Genomic DNA, 18,262 nt, shown 5'->3' with positions numbered 1-18,262 from the left:
GTAAAACCGATTTATGAAGAAACAACCCTGGCTTTTCCTGTACTTCGCGGTGCTGGCCATTCATCTTACGGCCATTGCAGCGGGGGCGGACACTACCCGGTACCTTACCAAACCCCTGCTCATTCCCCTGCTGGGCGCTTACCTGCTGACAAACATCCATGCGCTGCAGCCAGCCGTTTTCCGCAACCTGTTGCTAACCGCACTGTTCTTTTCCTGGGCCGGCGATGTGCTGCTGCTGTGGGACCGCTATTTCCTGGCCGGGCTGGCCTGCTTCCTGCTGGCGCACCTGGCTTACATCGGTTTTTTCCTGAAGGTGCGGTATTCCAACCCTCCCCGGCCCCTGTGCAAAATTCCGCTTATCCTGCTGGTGGAGGCCGTGGTGCTGGCCTTCCTCTTCTTCATCTACCCCTACCTGGGCGGCATGACCGTGCCGGTAGTGATCTATGCCATTGCCATTTCCTTTATCCTCCTCTGCTCCCTGCATGCCTTCCGTTTCCGGGAGCAACCCATGGCCTGGTTCTGCGTGGGAGGCGCCATTCTTTTTATCGGTTCAGACGCCATGATAGCCCTGCAGCGCTTTTACCAGTCCTTCCCCACCGCCGGCATCTGGATCATGCTTACCTACGGCCTTGCCCAGTGGGCTATTACAGAAGGCAGCGGCAGGTATCTGATTTCACGCACTAAAGTGTAACTTTGATGGTTAGTCATCAGAAATATGCAAACAGACTTTTTAGTGATTGGTTCGGGTATTGCAGGGCTTACCTATGCCTTAAAAGTAGCGGAAGCATGCCCGGATAAGAAGATCACCGTTATTACCAAAACGCGTGAGGACGAAACCAATACCAAATACGCACAGGGCGGGGTAGCCGTGGTGAACGACCTGGAGAACGACAGCTTTGAAAAACATATCGAGGATACGCTGATCGCAGGCGACGGGCTATGCAATCCCCGCATCGTGGAAATAGTGGTGAAGGAAGGCCCGGAGCGCGTAAGCGAGATCATTGAATGGGGCGCCAATTTTGACAAGAACCCGGACGGAGAATATTCCCTGGGACGGGAAGGCGGCCACTCCCAGTTCAGGGTGATCCATCATAAAGATGTAACCGGCAAGGAGATTGAAAGAGCCTTGCTGGCAGCCATCCATAAAAGACCGAACATTGAGCTGGTCACCCATTGCTTTGTGATAGACCTGATCACCCAGCACCACCTGGGCTACCTGGTAACCAAAAGCACGCTGGACATTGAATGCTACGGCGTGTACGTGCTGAACCTCCAGACCAACCGGATAGAAAAGATACTGAGCCGCATTACCCTGCTGGCCAGCGGCGGCAACGGGCAGGTGTACCGCAGCACCACCAATCCCGCTATTGCTACCGGCGACGGCGTGGCCATGGTATACCGCGCCAAGGGCCGGATAGAGAACATGGAGTTCATACAGTTCCATCCCACAGCGCTGTACCAGCCGGGAGTGAACAATTCTTTCCTCATTACGGAAGCGGTGCGCGGCGATGGCGGCATCCTGCGCAATATTCACGGCGAGGAATTCATGCACAAGTACGATCCCCGCCTGTCCCTGGCTCCCCGTGATATCGTGGCCCGGGCTATTGACAGCGAGATGAAGATCACCGGTACGGAATACGTGTACCTGGACTGCCGGCATATGGATACGGAAAAGTTCATCCATCACTTCCCGAACATTTACGAGAAATGCCTGAGCATTGGTATTGACGTAAAGAAAGATATGATCCCCATTGCGCCATCCGCCCACTATAGCTGCGGCGGCATCAAGACCAACGAATGGGGCCGCACCTCCATCAACAACCTGTATTCCTGCGGCGAGTGCGCCAGCACCGGCCTGCACGGGGCTAACCGCCTGGCCTCCAACTCCCTGCTGGAAGCCATGGTATTTGCACACCGCTGCTACACGGACGCCGCAAAGAAAATTGACAGCATCTCCTTCCGGAACGATGTGCCGGACTGGGATACCACGGGCACTACCGCCCCGCGTGAAATGATCCTGATCACGCAGAGCCTGAAGGAACTGAAGCAGATCATGAGCGACTATGTGGGCATTGTGCGTACGGATGAGCGTTTGCAGCGCGCCATGCGCCGCCTGGACATCCTGCACGAGGAAACGGAGGCGCTGTACCAGAAAACAGAGGTGTCGCCCCAGCTCTGCGAGCTGCGCAACCTCATTACCGTTGGCTACCTCATTGTGAAAGGCGCCGCCTTCCGTAAAGAGAGCCGCGGCCTGCACTACAATACAGACTACCCGTACAAGAGTGAGCTGGTGCAGAATATAGTATTGTAAATTTGCCCTAATTTCGGAAATGTATTATCTCCTGCTGATATTGGCTTACGCCGTTTCCCTGCTGCCATTGTGGATACTGTACCGGCTAAGCGATGTACTGTACTTACTGGTATATTACATAGCCCGCTACCGGCGTGCAGTGGTGCAGGCCAACCTGCGACAGGCCTTTCCCGGGAAGACGCCCGCAGAGATAACCCTGCTGGAGCGGAAATACTACCGCAACCTGACGGATATGATGGTAGAGACCATCAAGCTGCTGACCATGAGCAGGCGGCAACTGCAGCGCCGCTTTATCTGCGACCTCACCGTACTGCACGAGCTGTACCGCCAGGGCAAAAGCTGCCAGTTGCACCTGGGCCACAATTTTAACTGGGAATGGGCCAACCTCTTCTGCATACAGGGCGTGCGCTATCCTTTCCTGGTGGTGTACATGCCCCTTACCAACAAAGCGGTGGACCGGCTTTTCCGGCATTTCCGGGAAAAGTCGGGCAGTAAGCTGATACCCGCCAATGATATTCGCAACAGCATGGCGCCCTGGCTGAGCAAACAGTACCTCATAGCCCTGGTAGCCGACCAGAATCCCAGCGATCCGCGCCGCTGCTACTGGTTCCCCTTCCTGAACAAGATGACCGCATTTTACAAAGGCCCGGAAATGACGGCCCGCCGGCATAACATACCGGTAGTGTTTGTGGACATACGAAAAGTAAAAAGAGGATATTATAAGGCGGAGCTGCAACTGCAGTTTGAATCACCATTGCAGGAGCCGGAGGGAAAGATCACCGAAGCATTTGCCCAATTCCTGGAAAAGAACATCCGGGAGCAGCCGGAGGTATGGGTGTGGAGCCATAAACGGTGGAAGCATGCATATCCGCAAAGTGAAAAGTAACGAAGCAAAAATTAAAAATAAAAAACCTTGAAGTGCCTTTCATGAAAAAGAATTGTCTTCTTGCTGAAAGACTGCACTACTATTTTTTATTTTTAATTTTTGCTTTCGTTACTTTTCCATCATACCGCGGGTATCTTCAGCTTTTGTCCCGGGTGTATCAGGTTAGGATCCTTGATCTGGTCCTTATTGGCTTCAAAAATATCTTTCCAGCTTACCCCGGGATAGTTTTTGGCGATCCTGCTCAGGCTGTCCCCGGCCTTTACTTCATACGTTTGCTCGCCGCCGCCTGCCCCTTCGGCAACACTGATATTCATCACCACATCCGCGGAGCGCATATCAGGGTCCAGCTTTTCATAGGTATCCCATAACTGGTCCTTGATGGCCGGGGAAGGCGCTGTACCGTTTATATACAGTACATTATCCTGCTCTGTCACCTGCAGATTGCTGATGCCGGCACTAGCAGCCTGGTCTATCAGTTGTTTATATTTATCCTGTAAGCTCATGGTGGTGGTTTTAAAGGGTTATTGCAATGTAAGTTTATTGTTCACCTTCTTGGGTTTGGACTCCTGGGCCACCTGCATGATCTTGCGCAGGTCGCTTCTTTTGGCGGTGCCTTCCAGGGTTACTTCTCCATTGGCTACGGAAACGGTTACTCCGGAATAGCCGGCGGCGCTGTATGCAGAATCCAGCGTTTGCTTCAGTACATCATCGGGGTTGATGCTGACGGGCGGGGAAGGGATGGGCGCCTGTACCGTAATGTTGTTGTTGACCGATTTAACGCCCTTTACATTTTTGGCGGCGTCTTCCGCGGTCTGCTTGGCGGTTTCGTCCATTACTTCACCACTCAGGGTTACCACGCCATCCTGCACGGTGGCGGTTACGCCCGGGGTGGCGCTCAGTTTTTCATTCACTGCCTGTTGCAGCTTGCTGTCATTAGGTTTGCAGCCAAAGAGGCATACGCCTGCAAACACAAGACAGGCCATTAATAAAGATCTGTACTTCATGGTTTAAATGATTTTTACAGGAATTTAACGAATAACAGGGTAACCAACAATTATTTTTCTGTTTAAGTAATTGTTAATCAATAAGAAACGAAGTATTTTGAAACTACAGCCGTAAATAAGACGGGATGCCAACGGCTGCTATCGCCTTGCAGTAAAGCATTACAGGCGATAGCACGAAAGCCGGAAGGTTGATGGAAAGTTAAAATATGATATAATGTGCTAATTTAATACATCTTTTTCCTGCACGGTTTCAATACCCTTCTCTTCTTTTATCCTGGCGTAGCCGCCGCTTACATTGCGCAGGTTATGGATGCCCTCCCGCTTCAGGAGGGAGCAGGCAATGATGCTGCGGTAGCCGCCCTGGCAATGCACATACAGGTTGTGCATCTCGTCAAAATCGGCCAGGCTGCCGGGGTCCGTCATTTCGCTCAGGGTAAGGTTCAGCGCGCCTTTTACGTGGCCGTCTGCATACTCTGCCGGCTTACGCACATCCAGCACCACCAGGTTATCGTCATGAGGCATATCCATGGCCAGTTCATCCGGGTCCACGTTAATGACCAGGTCCCGCTCTTCGCCGGCCGCTATCCAGGCATCATAGCCGCCCTCCAGGTAGCCGGCTACATTATCGAAGCCTACGCGGGCCAGCCGCACAATGGTTTCTTCTTCCCTGCCCGGCGCGGTTACCAGCACAATCTCCCCGTCAAAAGGCAGCAGGCTGCCGGCCCATTCTGCAAAGCGGCCTTCCAGCCCTATGCTGATGGAGCCCGGTACAAAGCCTTCGGCAAATACCGTTGCTTCCCGGGTATCCAGCACCACTGCATCCGCCGCTATCTTTTCTTTGAAAGCCTCTACGCTCAGGGGCCGCAGGCTTTTTTCCATAATGGCCTGCAGGGCGTTGTACCCTTCCTTGTTTATTTTCGCATTTACAGGAAAGTAAGAGGGTGGTGCAACCAGGTCGGAGGTCACCTCCTTTATGAAAGTATCTTTATCATCCGCCAGCAAGGCATAATTGCTGCTCTTTTCATCGCCAATAGTGCTGAAGGTATTCGGCCCCAGATTTTTGCCGCAGGCAGAGCCCGGGCCATGCGCCGGGTATACGATCACGTTATCCGGCAAGGTTTTTATCTTGGCATTCAGCGAGTCAAACAGCAGACCTGCCAGCTCTTCTTTGGTCAGGTTGCCGCTGAAGAGGTCCGGGCGGCCTACATCTCCCACAAAAAGCGTATCGCCGGTAAAAACACAATGCGGGTTACCGCTTTCATCGTACAGCAGGTAGCAGGAAGATTCCAGGGTATGCCCCGGCGTGTGCAGCACTTCCAGGGTAAGCTGTCCTATCGTAAACTTTTCTCCATCCGTCGCCAGGTATACCGGGAAACCGGTTTCCGCATTAGGCCCGTATACGATGGGCGCCTGGGTGGCGGCCGCCAGGTCCAAGTGACCGGACACAAAATCCGCGTGGAAATGGGTCTCAAAAATATACTTGATGGTAACGTTGTGCTCCTTTGCCAGTTCCAGGTAGGCGTCAATATCCCGTACAGGATCTATCACAGCAGCCTCTCCCCCCGATGCAATAAAGTAAGCGGCTTCCGACAGGCAATTGGTGTATAACTGCTTAATGAACATGGTTTTTGATTTCTGCAAATTTACAAAAGGTTTACGGGTTTGCTGAAAAGGACGCCTATTAGTTTATTTTATCATCTGGCGTATTCATGAATGGTGAAATAAACTAATACCCGTATAAAAAAAGTATCCGCCGGCGGCGGATACTTTTAAAAATATTGTTACTGGCGGGGGTTACTTTAATAAAGATCAACCTACCAGCTCTTCCACAAACTTTGCTACTTCAGCTATACGCTGCTTGTTGATAGTATAGTGGATAAATTTACCATCTCTTTCGGTAATTACAATGCCCGCCCGGCGTAGTATGGCCAGGTGCTGAGAAGCTACGGACTGCTCCAGGCGGAGCTTTACGTAGATCTCCGTTACAGTCATTTTCTTATGATCTTCCAGCAGCTTTATCATTTGCTGGCGCAGCTTATGGTTAATTGCACGCAACACCATAGCCGCCTTTTTAACGGCAATGTAATCCAATTTGATTTGGTCTTTTTCATTGTTACCTCTAGAAATAATAAGAGTATTAGAAGAGGTCGTTAATAATGTTTTTTCCATCGCATAATAGTTTTTTAAAAATGATGAAATGAAAGGGATCAACGGACAGTTTCAAACCCTCTTCTGTTAGAAAACAGTACCGGGTATCGATTTATACAAAATTATAATATTTATCACAATAAAAAAAACTTCTATGCCTTATTTTTTCATATATAACCGGGGTTACTTGCCGATTATGCATAATTTGACAATATTATGACAATTTACAACGGAAGTGTGAGGTCAATGTGGGAAAATGAGGCAAAAAATCAGTGTTTGCCACTTGCAGGTGTGTAAAACGGCTTGAGATAATAGGGGCTGAAATAGGCCAGGTCTGCAAACTGCTGTTGCGCAAAAGCCGCTTCAGACAAAGGTATCATGTGTACAGCGCTGATATGATAAGGAAGAAAAACGGCATTGGGATGCGGCGTCATTAACTGCTGCCATTTAGCACTGCCGTCACCAAAGAAGTATGTCTTTCCGCGGTCCAGCCATTCCCGGAAAGCATCCGGTGTTAATATCAGCGCCTGGGGCGCTACGAGGGGCTGCAATGCTGCATTATACAGGGCGGTGTACACTTCCTGCCTGCGGGCGTCCAGCATCGGACAATAAAACGCGCCGGCATCTTCCAGTTCTCCCGCCAGCCCCTGCGCCATCATCAGTAGCGTGGAAATGCCCAGCAGCGGCTTATTCCAGGCATAACACAGTCCTTTGGCAGTAGCTACGCCTACCCGCAGGCCGGTATAGGAGCCGGGACCGGCGCTAACGGCAATGGCATCCAGTTGCGCGGGCGCCACCTGCCGGGCGTCCAGTATCTGCCGGATGAACAGGGTAAGGGTAGCGGCATGGTCGCGCTCCCTGTCATTCATCAGCGTTTGCAGCACCACTCCGTCCCTTGCCAGGGATACGGAGCCAATAGCCGTAGCCGTGTCGATATTTAATATTAATGCCAATTGTTCCTTTTATTGGTGCGCTTCTTCCCGCAACAGCTCGCATACACGATAACGCTCATCTCCTGTTGCTTTATATACCGCGCTTAATACATCATATACATGTTTAATGCCTATTTGCTGCGCCCATTCAAACGGGCCGTGCGGGTAATTGGTGCCCAGGCGCATGGCAATGTCTATATCCTCCCGCGCAGCGGTGCCCGCTTCCACGGTAAAATACGCTTCATTGATGATCATGCACACCACTCGTGGGGTGACCATGCCTACCGCATCCTGCACCAGCGCATATTGCCAGCCCAACTGCTGCATCAGGCGGTCCAGCATCGGCTGCTGCTCCTCATCCAGTACAGCCGTTTCCGTAATAGGCCGGGCAATGAACCCGGGCAGCCAGTTGCAGGCCATAATGTTAAACCCCTGGCTGAAAGCGTGCCGGTGCATCAGCTCCGACAGAGAGGACTTGGCCAGGCCGGCCAGCACGGGCACCGAGGGTACCCTGGCATATACCGCCGCATGATCAGGCGCATCGTCCAGCACCAGGTCTATCACCAGGTCAAACGTACCAGGCAGGATGGCCTCCTCCGGGTGCCGCACGCGGCGCACATGGTGGCCGTCCAGCCCTTTCTGCTGCAGCTCCCTGTAACGGTTGTCATCGCCTACTACCAGGATGTTCATTACAAAAAATTTCTGCAAACCTAAGATTCAAACTCCAAATCCCAAACAGGGAAAAATTCCAAAATCAAAATTCCAAATCCCAACTGACTGCAATCTCTTTCATAAAAGCAGTCTGCTGGTAATTCAGGCGGCATGCGCCATTTTTGGGATTTGGATTTTGGAATTTGGAATTTGGGATTTGGAATTTACTTTTACAACTATGGAAAAACAGATCATTAACACCCCGCAGGCCCCTGCGCCCATAGGCCCCTATAACCAGGCCATCAAGGCGGGCAATATGCTTTTTGTATCCGGACAGATAGCCCTGCACCCGGAAACCAACCAACTGGTCATGGATGACATTGTATCGGAAACGCACCAGGTAATGCAGAACCTGCAACACATACTGAGCGCGGCGGGCATGACATTCAGCGATGTGGTGAAAAGCACCATATTCATTATGGACATGAATGATTTTTCCCGGATCAATGAAGTGTACGGCCAGTACTTCAGCGGCAGCTTTCCTGCGCGCGAAACCGTACAGGTGGCTGCACTGCCCAAGGGTGTGAATGTGGAAATATCGGTGATTGCCGCCCAATAAATTAATAATTAACAATACCTGTAACAGTTGTGTGCCATTGAAGCACCGGTGTTACGATTATTAATTGTTAATTATTCATTATTAATTACTGTGTCCAAAGAGCTGCGCTGCCAACCGGGCGTCATGATGGTACACATCATCCCGGAAATTGAGCTGGCCCTTGCTGTTCACGAATGCGGTAAAATAGCCGATGAACACGGGCACCTGGTCTTTCAGGGCCACATATTTTTCCTTGTTGCTGTTCATAGCCTGCTCTATTTTCTGCGATGTCCAGGCAGAATCATTGCGCAGCAGCCATTCCGCCAGCCGTTTGGGCTCCTGCACCCTTATACAGCCGTGGCTGAAGGAGCGCTTCGTTTCCCCGAACAGGTAGCGTGAGGGCGTATCGTGCAGGTAGATGTTATATTCATTGGGGAACAGGAATTTCACTTTGCCCAATGCATTGGAGCGGCCCGGCTTCTGCCGGATGATGTACGGGAAATTGGATCCGCTGTACCTGCTCCAGTCAATGCTGCTCACGGAGATCGGTTTGCCGCTGGCGCCCACCACTTCCATATTCTGGCGGGCCAGGTAGCCGCGGTTCCGCTTTACGGCGGGCAGTATCTCATTCTTCAGTATGCCGGGCGGCACATTCCAGTACGGGCTGAATACCACGTACTTCATGGGCCGGGTAAAAATAACGGTGCTGGCGCCTGGCTTGCCCACTACCACATTGCAGCTCCAGGCCAATTGCCCGTTCTCATATACATGCAGCTTAAACTCCGGGATGTTTACCAGCAGGTAGTTATTACCGGGGTCTACGGGCACCCAGCGCATACGTTCCATATTCACCAGTATCTGCCGGATGCGTTGCTTCAACGGTACATTCAGTGCGTTCAGCACAGGCTGCTGGATAGTACCATTGATGGTAAGGCCCATCCGCTCCTGGAAGCGCCTCAGCGCAGTATCCAGCGCAGGGGTGAACAGGGCGCTGGTATCCGGTGCCAGCAGGTCACCCCAGGCCTGCAAACGGGCCTTTACGGCGGCGATAACGGCAGACGAATCCCCTTTTTTATACACCTTCTTATCGGCATGAATGGAATCCCAGTGCGTGGTGCGCTCCAGCTCCGCTACTTTTTGCAGCGCCTGGCGGAGCATGACGTAGTAGCGGTTCACCGGTTCTTCAAAAGTGCTGGCCGGCAATGTTACCAGGGAGTCCAGCAGGCTTTCCATATCCAGCTTTTTACGGGGAATGAACCATTCCAGGTCTTTGGCCGTATCGGCCGTCATACCGCCCCACTCGTTGCTGCCATACATAAAGAACTGCCCGGTCAGCATCATTTCCAGCCGGGTGAGCTCCGCAACAGGCGTGCGGCTGCTGTCTGTCGTCACTTTATCATAGAGCTGCTGCAGGGCGGGGTTTACGATCGCGCTATCTGGTACGCCGCGGGTATCATCGTTGCGGATCATGTTCAGGAAGTTGCCTGCCTGCTCCGTGAGCGAGCCATCATTAGACACCCAGGCGTAGTGATAGCCCCGCTGCTGGTAAAAGTTGCGGATCAGGTCACTGTAGGGGCTATACGCTGTATCCTCCTGCAGAAAGCGATGCAGGGCATTGCTGTCCAGCACCCGGTCAATATATTCCTGCCTGGTATAATGGGTAGAGTCCCGCACCAGCGGCGTGCGCGCCCCCGGCGACTGCTGGCAGGCCACCGCGCAGGATAATAAAAACAAAACAGCCAGGGTGAGATTTCGTACCTGCATAAGCGTTCCAAGTTTTGGTAAAATGATGGTATCCGGCTAATTTTAAACAAATTTCACCTAAATAAGTTTGATCATGCCACCTAAAGCATTAAAAGACATTCCCGGACGCGAGATCGTAACGGGCTTTACCGGGCGCTTTGTACATGGAGAAAGAAGCACGCTGTCCTTCTGGGAAGTGACTGCAGGGTGTGCATTGCCTGTGCACCAGCATGATCACGAACAGATCACCTATATAGCAGAAGGCACCTTTGAAATGCAACTCGGAGACGAGGTGTATACCCTGCACCAGCACGATACCCTGCTGATCCCCTCCAATACGCCGCATGGCGGCAGGGCCATTACCAACTGCCGGATCATTGACACTTTCTGCCCGGTACGGGAAGACTACAAATAATGTGCTGAAGTGAACCTCACAGTTTTATCTCCTCGTCGCTCGCATCAAAGAAGCGGTATTCCGTCAGGTGGTAGTTGGTATCCGCCTTTACCCTGATCCATTTCCGGAACTGGAAATACCATTTCCACTGGCGGCTGGTCAGGAAACCTTTGGTGAGGAAGGCGCTTAGTATGGGGTGCACCCTTACGGTAAGTCCCTTATGCTGATGGTTAATGAGGTAATGCAGGTTCTTTTCTATGTCGTCAATGATCAGCACGGAGGCGCCTATTTTACCGGTGCCTTTACAGGAGGGGCAGTCCTCGGCTACGGAAATGGTCACTTCCGGCTTCACCCGCTGCCGGGTGATCTGCATCAGGCCAAACTTGGAAATAGGCAGGATAGTGTGCTTGGCGCGGTCCAGGGCCATGAATTTTTCCATCGCTTCATACACCACCTTTTTGTTCTCCGGCAGCTTCATGTCTATGAAGTCGATAATGATGATACCGCCCAGGTCCCGCAGGCGCAACTGCCGCGCAATTTCGGCAGCGGCTTCCAGGTTGCTGGCCAGGGCGTTCTGCTCCTGGTTATTGCTGGAACTTTTATAGCCGCTGTTCACGTCTATCACGTGCAGGGCCTCCGTAGCTTCTATGATCAGGTATACGCCGCTGTCCAGGTTCACCGTTTTACCAAACGAGGCCTTTACCTGCCGGGTAACACCGTAATGGTCAAAGATGGGGGCGCCGTTATGATAATAGGTAACGATATCCTGCTTCTCCGGCGCTATCTTCTGGATATAGGCGCGGGTATCAGAATAAATGCTTTTATCATTAATGACAATGCGGTTAAAGCTCTCGTTCAGCAGGTCGCGGAGAATGCTGGTGGTCTTGGCCTGCTCGCTCAGTATCTTTTGCGGGGGCTGGGCGCCGCGCAGGTTGGCCTGTATGTTCTTCCAGGTTTCCACCAGCGTGGTCAGGTCCTCGTGCAGCTCGGCTGTTTTCTTGCCTTCCGCGGCGGTGCGCACTATTACGCCGAAGTTCGGCGCTTTAATGGCCTCCACAATCTTTTGCAGGCGTTTTCTTTCTTCGGAAGAGTGTATCTTTTTAGATACGGCAACAATATCGTTAAAGGGTGTTAACACGATGAATCTTCCGGGGAGCGAAATTTCGCAGCTAAGACGCGGGCCTTTTGAAGAGATGGGCTCCTTCAGTATCTGTACAAGGATATTGGGCTTGCCGCCCAGTACATCTGTGATCTTGCCGGTCTTTACAATTTCCGGCTCATTCTTGAACTTTGTAAAATCAAACCCTTCAGGGGTTTTGTCGTTAATAGCGAGCTGGGTGAATTTGAGGATGGAACGGATGTAAGGGCTTAAGTCTGTGTAGTGCAGAAAGGCGTCCTTTTCAAAGCCTACGTCTACAAAAGCGGCGTTAAGGCCGGGAATCAGCTTTTTTACCTTCCCCAAATACAAGTCCCCTACAGCAAAATTGGGATTGCCGCTTTCATGATGCAGCTCCACCAACTTCTTATCCTCCAGCAACGCTATCTCCACACCAGTGGGTGCCGCATTTATAATAAGTTCCTTATTCAAGCGTCCAAAATTTTTACCATTATAACTTCACCTTTGCCGACTATGCCGGCTGTGCAATGACGAGCAGCCGCATACCAAAAATCGCTAACTGTACAATACAATCAGCATGTTCGTCACATACGTGATGATGGAATTGCTTAAGGGTTTAGTGATCTGCAGGCGATATCCGGGAAATGCATTTGCGGGATCTGTGGAAATTGCCTGCATGACATCGGCAATTTAATAAATTGGGAGCAATTCACCATCAAATAATGCTCGCCGGTGTCATGCAGGCTATATATGAAACAGCGTTTTGATCTCGCTTAGCAATATACCTGTTCAGTATAAATGGCGGGAAACAGGGAAAAATACTTATTTCTTTTTCTTATGCCGGTTCTTTCTCAGTCTTTTTTTACGCTTGTGAGTGGCTATTTTATGTCTTTTTCTTTTCTTACCGCAAGGCATACTGTAATAAGTTTTTAAATGTTTGAAAAATAAATATTATTGAATGCTTTTGATATAATTGTCTATTTCTGCCTTGAGCGCCGGATCTTTTAATAGTTCCTTACATTTCCTGAACAAGGTGACCGCTTTTTCCACGTCTCCTTTGCCCCTGTAAGCCTCTGCCAGCACAAAATAGGCTTTCGCCTCTTCCGGATGGCTCTTAAGCAGCGTTTCCATCCGCTCAATAGCTTTGTCATACTGGCCGGATGTAATGGCCAGGTTGGCCAGTGTTACCTGCGCTTCTACATTGTCGGGATGCTCTGCCACCAAAGCTCTCAGCTTCTGTACTCCCACCATTGGCTCGCCGGTGTTCATGTACACAAGGGCCTGTTGTATTTTCAGGGAATCATTGCCGGGATTCAGTGTAATGGCCTGTTCCAGTAGCTCAATGGCCTGTTGGGCCTCCCATTTCATAATACCTGGCTCCGGTGCATGTTGCAGGTGCTCCAAAAACAAATTGGCTGCAAAGGTGAGGCTTTTTTCGGAATTTTCCAACTTGGCGGCCTGCCCCAGGTAATAGGCTGCCACCGGCATCTGGTTAAGGCTGTCCCAGGCGGAATATAGCTGTTTGTAAGCGGCTATCTGCTGGTGCTTTACATCACCTCTTACCACTTTATTCTCCCATGAATTGATCTGCAGCAGCTTTTCGGCAGGGATCTTTGATTTTGCGGATGATAACAGCTCCTCAAAAGATATAGGCTTTATGTCCTGCCCGCTGGCCATAGGAGCGGCAGTTGGCATAGCTTTCTTGTCAGGCCGGGGTACGGTACGGCCAAAAGCCAGCAATACTACGAGTAGTGCGATAGCTGTACCTACCAGGAGAACTTGCGATTTTTGCATGCCTAAAAATATTAGGCTGCAAAATTAAGAACTTTTGAGCTTCTTTACTTCAGCAACAAATTCTTTAGAAGGCTTGAAAGCAGGAATGTAGTGCTCAGGAATTTCCACAGCTACATTTTTCTTAATGTTACGCCCGATTTTGGCGGCTCTCTTTTTGGTGATGAAACTACCGAAACCCCGGATGTAAATGTGCTCGCCATTTGCCAGCGCTTCTTTCACCTCCTTAAACATGGCCTCCAGTGTTACTAACACATCTACTTTGGGGATGCCGGTTTTTTCAGCAATGTTGTTTATCAAGTCAGCTTTTCTCATAATTGAAGCGGAGGATTACTTATTTCTCAAAAATATTTAAAAAAATTATAATTACTGGTTTTAAGTAAGATAAATTTTATCTTTTTTCCTTATACCACCCTTTCCTTTCGTTCCAACGTGTTTATATTGAATAAGTTTTGTTCACTCAAATATCATGCAAAGGACCGCCTGGAAAGGCTTCCTGCTGACGCTACAACACCTTTTCATAGATAGCTGAGATCAAAATTCAAAATTTCACAAAACCATTGAGTAACGAATATACAAAAAATAATATTCATATCAGATTATTTTTTTTGCGCCCCGCCCCCCGATTTGCACATTAACTTTGCTGCGCATGAAACGTCCATGACAAAATTTTCATTATAACAGAGAAATGAAAATTTTGTCATGGTAAGTAACATCTGGCCGCTAAAAGAAACAAATATTGACAGATGAAACTGAGCCCGAAGCAATTTTTTACTGCCCGCCTGCTGGAATGGAACCGGCAGCACAATACCCGCAGCATGCCCTGGAAAGGGATCAGGGACCCGTACCGGATATGGCTGTCAGAAATTATCCTGCAACAAACGCGGGTGGAGCAGGGCCTGCCTTACTATGAACGCTTCATTGCCCACTACCCCACCGTACGGGACCTGGCGGCCGCACCGGATGAGGCCGTATTCCGCCTGTGGCAGGGCCTGGGCTACTATGCCCGCTGCAAGAACATGCTGGCGGCTGCCCGGCAGATCGTACAAACATTTGACGGCCGCTTCCCGGACACCTATGAGCAGATACAAAGCCTGAAAGGCATCGGCCCGTACACGGCCGCCGCCGTGGCTTCCTTTGCCTTCAACAGCCCGCATGCGGTGCTGGACGGCAATGTGTTCCGCGTGCTGGCCCGCTACTTTGGCATAGACACTCCCACGGACAGCACCGGCGGCAAAAAACAGTTTGCTGCGCTGGCGCAGGAGCTGCTGCCGCCGGAACAGTCTGCTATTTATAATCAAAGCATTATGGATTTTGGGGCGGTGGTCTGCAAACCCCAGCAGCCCTCCTGCGGGCAGTGCCTGCTGGCGCCCGCCTGTGTAGCGCTACAGCAACAAACCGTGGCCCGGCTCCCCGTAAAATCCAAAAAGCTGGTGATCCGGAAGCGGTACTTTTATTATATCGTGCTGGAGCACCAGGACCAGGTATTCATCCGCAAACGTACCGGCAACGATATCTGGCAGAACCTGCACGAGTTCATCCTGCTGGAAATGCCCGCACCGGTAACTGCCAGCGAGCTGCTGGCCTCCCCGGAGCTGCGCGGGGTGATGAACGGCACTCCATATACTATGCAGGGCGCCTCCCCTACTTTTAAACAGCAGCTTACCCACCAGACCATCCACAGCCAGTTCCTGCTGCTAGCCGCTACCCGGAAGCCCGCCATAAAGGATTACATGGCCGTGCCCCGCACCCGCCTGAACAGTTACGCCTTCCCGAAAACGATCACCGATTTCCTGCAAAACAAGTCCCTGGAGTTGTTTTAGCGCCTATAAAAATTTCTGCGTCGATTGGAAAAAAATATTAACTTTAAAGAGGTCGATTATAAGAAGAAGTTTTCATCAATAGATTAAATCCTACAACTATGAGAGGTGTTAATAAAGTAATCCTGATTGGCAACTTAGGTAGGGATCCGGATGTACAGTTTTTGGAAGGCAATATCGCGGTAGCTAAATTCTCCCTCGCTACAACAGAAACATTTAAAGACAGGGCCGGCAAGCTCATTTCCCAAACAGAATGGCATACGGTGGTACTGTGGCGCGGACTGGCGGAACTGGCACAAAAATACCTGCACAAAGGCAGCCTGGTATACATTGAGGGGCGGCTGCGCACCCGTAGCTGGGAAGACAAGGAAGGCAACAAAAAATTTGCTACCGAAGTAGTAGGAGATAACCTGGTAATGCTGGACAAACGCATGGACATGAACCATACGGAACATGCTATTCATCACAGCAATACAGGAAGTTCCTCCGGCGAAAATTTCCCCAACAACATGGAAATGCCCCCCTCCATGGGCGACGCGGCAGACGATCTGCCTTTTTAAACTGATACACGTCACCACTCCGATATCCATGAAAAATAATATGTATTTTTACTGACGGTCCCAATATGGGACATTCCCTTATATTTGCACAAGGGAAAGCGATTCGACGATTATACACGGGCATTGCTTTCCCCTTATTTTTGATCAAAAGTTGAACATCTTGGTTATCCATTCGGCAAGCATTTTATCCGGTGAACCATTCCTGCTGCAAGCCGCCGCGCCCATTGCCACACCCAACGTGGTCATATACCTGCTGGTGATATTCGTACTTTTATTACTGGCATTTATAGTTTCCGGTGCAGAGGTAGCCTTTTTCACACTGAACTATAAGGACCTGAACGTTTTGAAGACCCGGCAGAATACCAGCGGCAAGCTCATCACCAAACTGCTGGAAAAGCCTAAATCTTTATTAGCTTCCCTGCAAATAGCCGGTATATTACTGGCTATTGCTTTTATAATGGTTACCAATTACCTCATCACCCAGATGGAGGACCTGCAGACCCTGCCGGTGATCTCCCTGGTGGTAAGGATCGCCCTGATCAGCTTCATCCTGCTTTTTTTCGGGCAGGTACTGCCCCGTGTATGGGCTGCGCAGAACAATATCCGCTTTGCCACCTACTTTGCCTGGTTTGTAAGCATCATACATGCTACCCTGGAGCCCGTGAGCGACTTTTTCGTGGAGCTGAGCAGCAGCATAGAGGGGCGCTTCTTTCACCGGCAGAGCGGTGTGGTCAACTACCAGGAGATAGACGAGGCCATAGAAATGAGCGTGGACCCTACCGCCTCCCAGGAGGAAAAGAACATCCTGAAAGGCATTCTCAAATTCGGCAACATTACCGTAAAACAGATCATGCGCACCCGGCTGGATGTATCCGGGCTGGAATATGACAGCACTTTTGACCACGTGACCAAGCAGGTGGCGGAGCTGCACTACTCCCGCCTGCCGGTATACAAAGGCAACCTGGACAATATTGTAGGCGTTATCCATACCAAGGACCTGCTGCCCCACCTGGGCAAAGGCAACAGCTTTGACTGGCATGAAGTAATGCGCCAGCCTTTCTTTGTGCATGGCCACAAGATGATAGAGGACCTGCTCACCGAATTCCAGACCCGGCGCATGCACTTTGCCGTGGTGGTGGATGAATTTGGCGGCACCAGCGGTATTGTGACCCTGGAGGATATTATGGAAGAAGTGATCGGCGATATCAAGGACGAATTTGATGAAGAAGAGTTCAACTACAGCAAAGTAGATAACTATACTTACGTATTTGAGGGCAAAACCATGCTGAACGATGTTTGCCGTATTATGAACGTACCGCCCGATACCTTTGAGCACGTAAAAGGCGAAAGCGATTCCATTGGCGGGCTGATACTGGAACTGGCCGGGAAATTCCCGGAAGAGAACAGCGTGATCAACTACGGCAGCTTCGACTTTACCGTGCTGGAGGTAAGCAAAATGCGCATCCAGAAAGTGCAGGTCATTATCCGGCAGGATGAAGGCATTGCCGCCAGCTAAGCACCCAAGCCAACTTAACCGTTATTCAACAGCCGCAACATGAAGTTTCTTTTTCCGCTTTGTATACTTATACTTTTATTTACCGCCTGCGAACAAGCCTATACACCCAAACCCAGGGGGTACTTCAATATACCGTTCCCCGAAAAAAAATACCAGGTGTTTGACCTGCCGGGGTATCCTTATACGTTTGAATACCCTGTATACGCCAAAGTGGTAAAGGACTCCCTCTTCTTCGGCGAGCAGGCGGAAAATCCCTACTGGATCAATATTGAGTTCCCTTCGCTGAACGGTAAGATCTACATGAGCTATAAAGAGATAGGTCCGCGTGAGAACAACCTGGAAGCGCTGGTGAACGATGCATTCAAAATGACCTATAAGCATACCTACAAAGCGGATTATATAGATGAAAAAGAGATCTATAACGCCCATGGCGTAAGCGGCCTGTTCTACGAAGTGGGCGGCAATGCCGCCAGCGCCAAACAGTTCTTTGCCACAGACTCTACCCGCCATTTCCTGCGCGGCGCCCTGTATTTTGACGCTACGCCCAATGCCGATTCCCTGGCCCCGGTGCACCGCTTCCTGGAGGAAGATATGTGGCACCTGGTGGAGACATTGAAATTCCAAAAACCAAATTCCAAAAACCAAATTCCAAATCCCAAATCCCAGATCCCGAACTGAAACCGGCCTGCTTCAGTTAAAAGCCAGGTGTTTCACTTTTGGCATGCTTTTCCTGTTTGGAATTTGGATTTTGGAATTTGGGATTTAGCATTATTGTACCTTTGGGCTATCCA

19 protein-coding genes are annotated in these 18,262 nt (G+C 50.6%); 9 read left to right on the top strand and 10 right to left on the bottom strand.

The genetic code is table 11. The features are described 5' to 3' along the window. Window positions 1–13: 13 nt before the first annotated feature. From LX66_RS06495 to LX66_RS06485, 3 genes are read left to right on the top strand one after another with little or no spacing between them, the layout of a single operon-like run. Window positions 14–691, top strand: a complete 678-nt coding sequence (locus tag LX66_RS06495) for a lysoplasmalogenase (protein ID WP_145711075.1) — start codon at window positions 14–16, stop codon at window positions 689–691. Between the two features lie 24 nt (window positions 692–715). Continuing rightward, window positions 716–2,311: an L-aspartate oxidase gene (gene nadB, locus LX66_RS06490; RefSeq protein WP_211366037.1), complete on the top strand. Its 1,596-nt coding sequence runs from the start codon at window positions 716–718 to the stop codon at window positions 2,309–2,311. Between the two features lie 19 nt (window positions 2,312–2,330). Further along, window positions 2,331–3,197, top strand: coding sequence for a lysophospholipid acyltransferase family protein (locus tag LX66_RS06485; protein WP_145711071.1), 867 nt, complete (start codon window positions 2,331–2,333; stop codon window positions 3,195–3,197). Between the two features lie 119 nt (window positions 3,198–3,316). On the opposite strand, the gene LX66_RS06480 is transcribed toward LX66_RS06485, so the two are convergent. The 6 genes from LX66_RS06480 to LX66_RS06455 form a co-directional block, all read right to left on the bottom strand. Continuing rightward, complete coding sequence (locus LX66_RS06480; RefSeq protein WP_145711069.1) at window positions 3,317–3,700, bottom strand: LysM peptidoglycan-binding domain-containing protein; 384 nt, start codon at window positions 3,698–3,700, stop codon at window positions 3,317–3,319. Window positions 3,701–3,718: 18 nt separating this feature from the next. Beyond that, window positions 3,719–4,201: a BON domain-containing protein gene (locus tag LX66_RS06475; RefSeq protein ID WP_145711067.1), complete on the bottom strand. Its 483-nt coding sequence runs from the start codon at window positions 4,199–4,201 to the stop codon at window positions 3,719–3,721. Window positions 4,202–4,420: 219 nt separating this feature from the next. Continuing rightward, complete coding sequence (locus LX66_RS06470; protein WP_317130562.1) at window positions 4,421–5,842, bottom strand: MBL fold metallo-hydrolase; 1,422 nt, start codon at window positions 5,840–5,842, stop codon at window positions 4,421–4,423. A 168-nt stretch (window positions 5,843–6,010) separates the two neighbouring features. Further along, window positions 6,011–6,262, bottom strand: coding sequence for an ArsR/SmtB family transcription factor (locus tag LX66_RS06465; protein WP_198315147.1), 252 nt, complete (start codon window positions 6,260–6,262; stop codon window positions 6,011–6,013). 356 nt (window positions 6,263–6,618) lie between these two features. After that, window positions 6,619–7,302 carry a tRNA (adenosine(37)-N6)-threonylcarbamoyltransferase complex dimerization subunit type 1 TsaB gene (tsaB, locus tag LX66_RS06460; protein ID WP_145711065.1) on the bottom strand — a complete coding sequence of 228 codons (684 nt, stop codon included), beginning with the start codon at window positions 7,300–7,302 and terminating at the stop codon, window positions 6,619–6,621. A 9-nt stretch (window positions 7,303–7,311) separates the two neighbouring features. Continuing rightward, window positions 7,312–7,971: a 3-hydroxyacyl-CoA dehydrogenase family protein gene (locus LX66_RS06455; protein WP_145711063.1), complete on the bottom strand. Its 660-nt coding sequence runs from the start codon at window positions 7,969–7,971 to the stop codon at window positions 7,312–7,314. Between the two features lie 199 nt (window positions 7,972–8,170). Between LX66_RS06455 and LX66_RS06450 the strand changes: the two genes are divergently transcribed. After that, window positions 8,171–8,551 (top strand): RidA family protein, encoded by a 381-nt coding sequence (locus LX66_RS06450; protein ID WP_145711061.1) that lies wholly within the window; start codon window positions 8,171–8,173, stop codon window positions 8,549–8,551. Between the two features lie 81 nt (window positions 8,552–8,632). On the opposite strand, the gene LX66_RS06445 is transcribed toward LX66_RS06450, so the two are convergent. Further along, the gene (locus LX66_RS06445; RefSeq protein WP_145711059.1) at window positions 8,633–10,294 is read right to left on the bottom strand and encodes a L,D-transpeptidase family protein; all 1,662 of its coding nucleotides are present in this window, start codon (window positions 10,292–10,294) and stop codon (window positions 8,633–8,635) included. Window positions 10,295–10,367: 73 nt separating this feature from the next. Here LX66_RS06445 and LX66_RS06440 point away from each other — a divergent pair, with 73 nt between their 5' ends. Beyond that, the gene (locus LX66_RS06440; protein WP_145711057.1) at window positions 10,368–10,688 is read left to right on the top strand and encodes a cupin domain-containing protein; all 321 of its coding nucleotides are present in this window, start codon (window positions 10,368–10,370) and stop codon (window positions 10,686–10,688) included. A 16-nt stretch (window positions 10,689–10,704) separates the two neighbouring features. Here LX66_RS06440 and LX66_RS06435 read toward each other — a convergent pair whose 3' ends face one another. The 3 genes from LX66_RS06435 to LX66_RS06425 all read right to left on the bottom strand — a co-directional run bounded on the left by LX66_RS06435 (window position 10,705) and on the right by LX66_RS06425 (window position 13,890). Continuing rightward, on the bottom strand, window positions 10,705–12,255 hold the full coding sequence (locus LX66_RS06435; RefSeq protein ID WP_145711056.1) for an Rne/Rng family ribonuclease: 1,551 nt from the start codon (window positions 12,253–12,255) through the stop codon (window positions 10,705–10,707). A 480-nt stretch (window positions 12,256–12,735) separates the two neighbouring features. Beyond that, the gene (locus tag LX66_RS06430) at window positions 12,736–13,578 is read right to left on the bottom strand and encodes a tetratricopeptide repeat protein (RefSeq protein ID WP_145711054.1); all 843 of its coding nucleotides are present in this window, start codon (window positions 13,576–13,578) and stop codon (window positions 12,736–12,738) included. Between the two features lie 24 nt (window positions 13,579–13,602). Further along, window positions 13,603–13,890, bottom strand: coding sequence for an HU family DNA-binding protein (locus LX66_RS06425; RefSeq protein WP_029464490.1), 288 nt, complete (start codon window positions 13,888–13,890; stop codon window positions 13,603–13,605). Between the two features lie 431 nt (window positions 13,891–14,321). On the opposite strand from LX66_RS06425, the gene mutY reads away from it, so the two are divergent. The 4 genes from mutY to gldD all read left to right on the top strand — a co-directional run bounded on the left by mutY (window position 14,322) and on the right by gldD (window position 18,149). After that, window positions 14,322–15,398 (top strand): A/G-specific adenine glycosylase, encoded by a 1,077-nt coding sequence (gene mutY / locus LX66_RS06420; RefSeq protein WP_145711052.1) that lies wholly within the window; start codon window positions 14,322–14,324, stop codon window positions 15,396–15,398. A 98-nt stretch (window positions 15,399–15,496) separates the two neighbouring features. Beyond that, complete coding sequence (locus LX66_RS06415) at window positions 15,497–15,955, top strand: single-stranded DNA-binding protein (protein ID WP_145711050.1); 459 nt, start codon at window positions 15,497–15,499, stop codon at window positions 15,953–15,955. A gap of 160 nt (window positions 15,956–16,115) precedes the next feature. Further along, entirely contained in the window at window positions 16,116–17,471 is a 1,356-nt protein-coding gene (gene gldE / locus LX66_RS06410; protein ID WP_244620315.1) for a gliding motility-associated protein GldE, read from the top strand. Window positions 17,472–17,510: 39 nt separating this feature from the next. Then, window positions 17,511–18,149 carry a gliding motility lipoprotein GldD gene (gene gldD / locus LX66_RS06405; protein ID WP_145711047.1) on the top strand — a complete coding sequence of 213 codons (639 nt, stop codon included), beginning with the start codon at window positions 17,511–17,513 and terminating at the stop codon, window positions 18,147–18,149. Window positions 18,150–18,262 lie beyond the last annotated feature (113 nt).

It is taken from the genome of Chitinophaga japonensis (assembly GCF_007830125.1).
GTDB lineage: Bacteria > Bacteroidota > Bacteroidia > Chitinophagales > Chitinophagaceae > Chitinophaga > Chitinophaga japonensis.
Note: the sequence above shows the minus strand (reverse complement) of the source record. Positions and strands in the feature narration are given on the sequence as shown.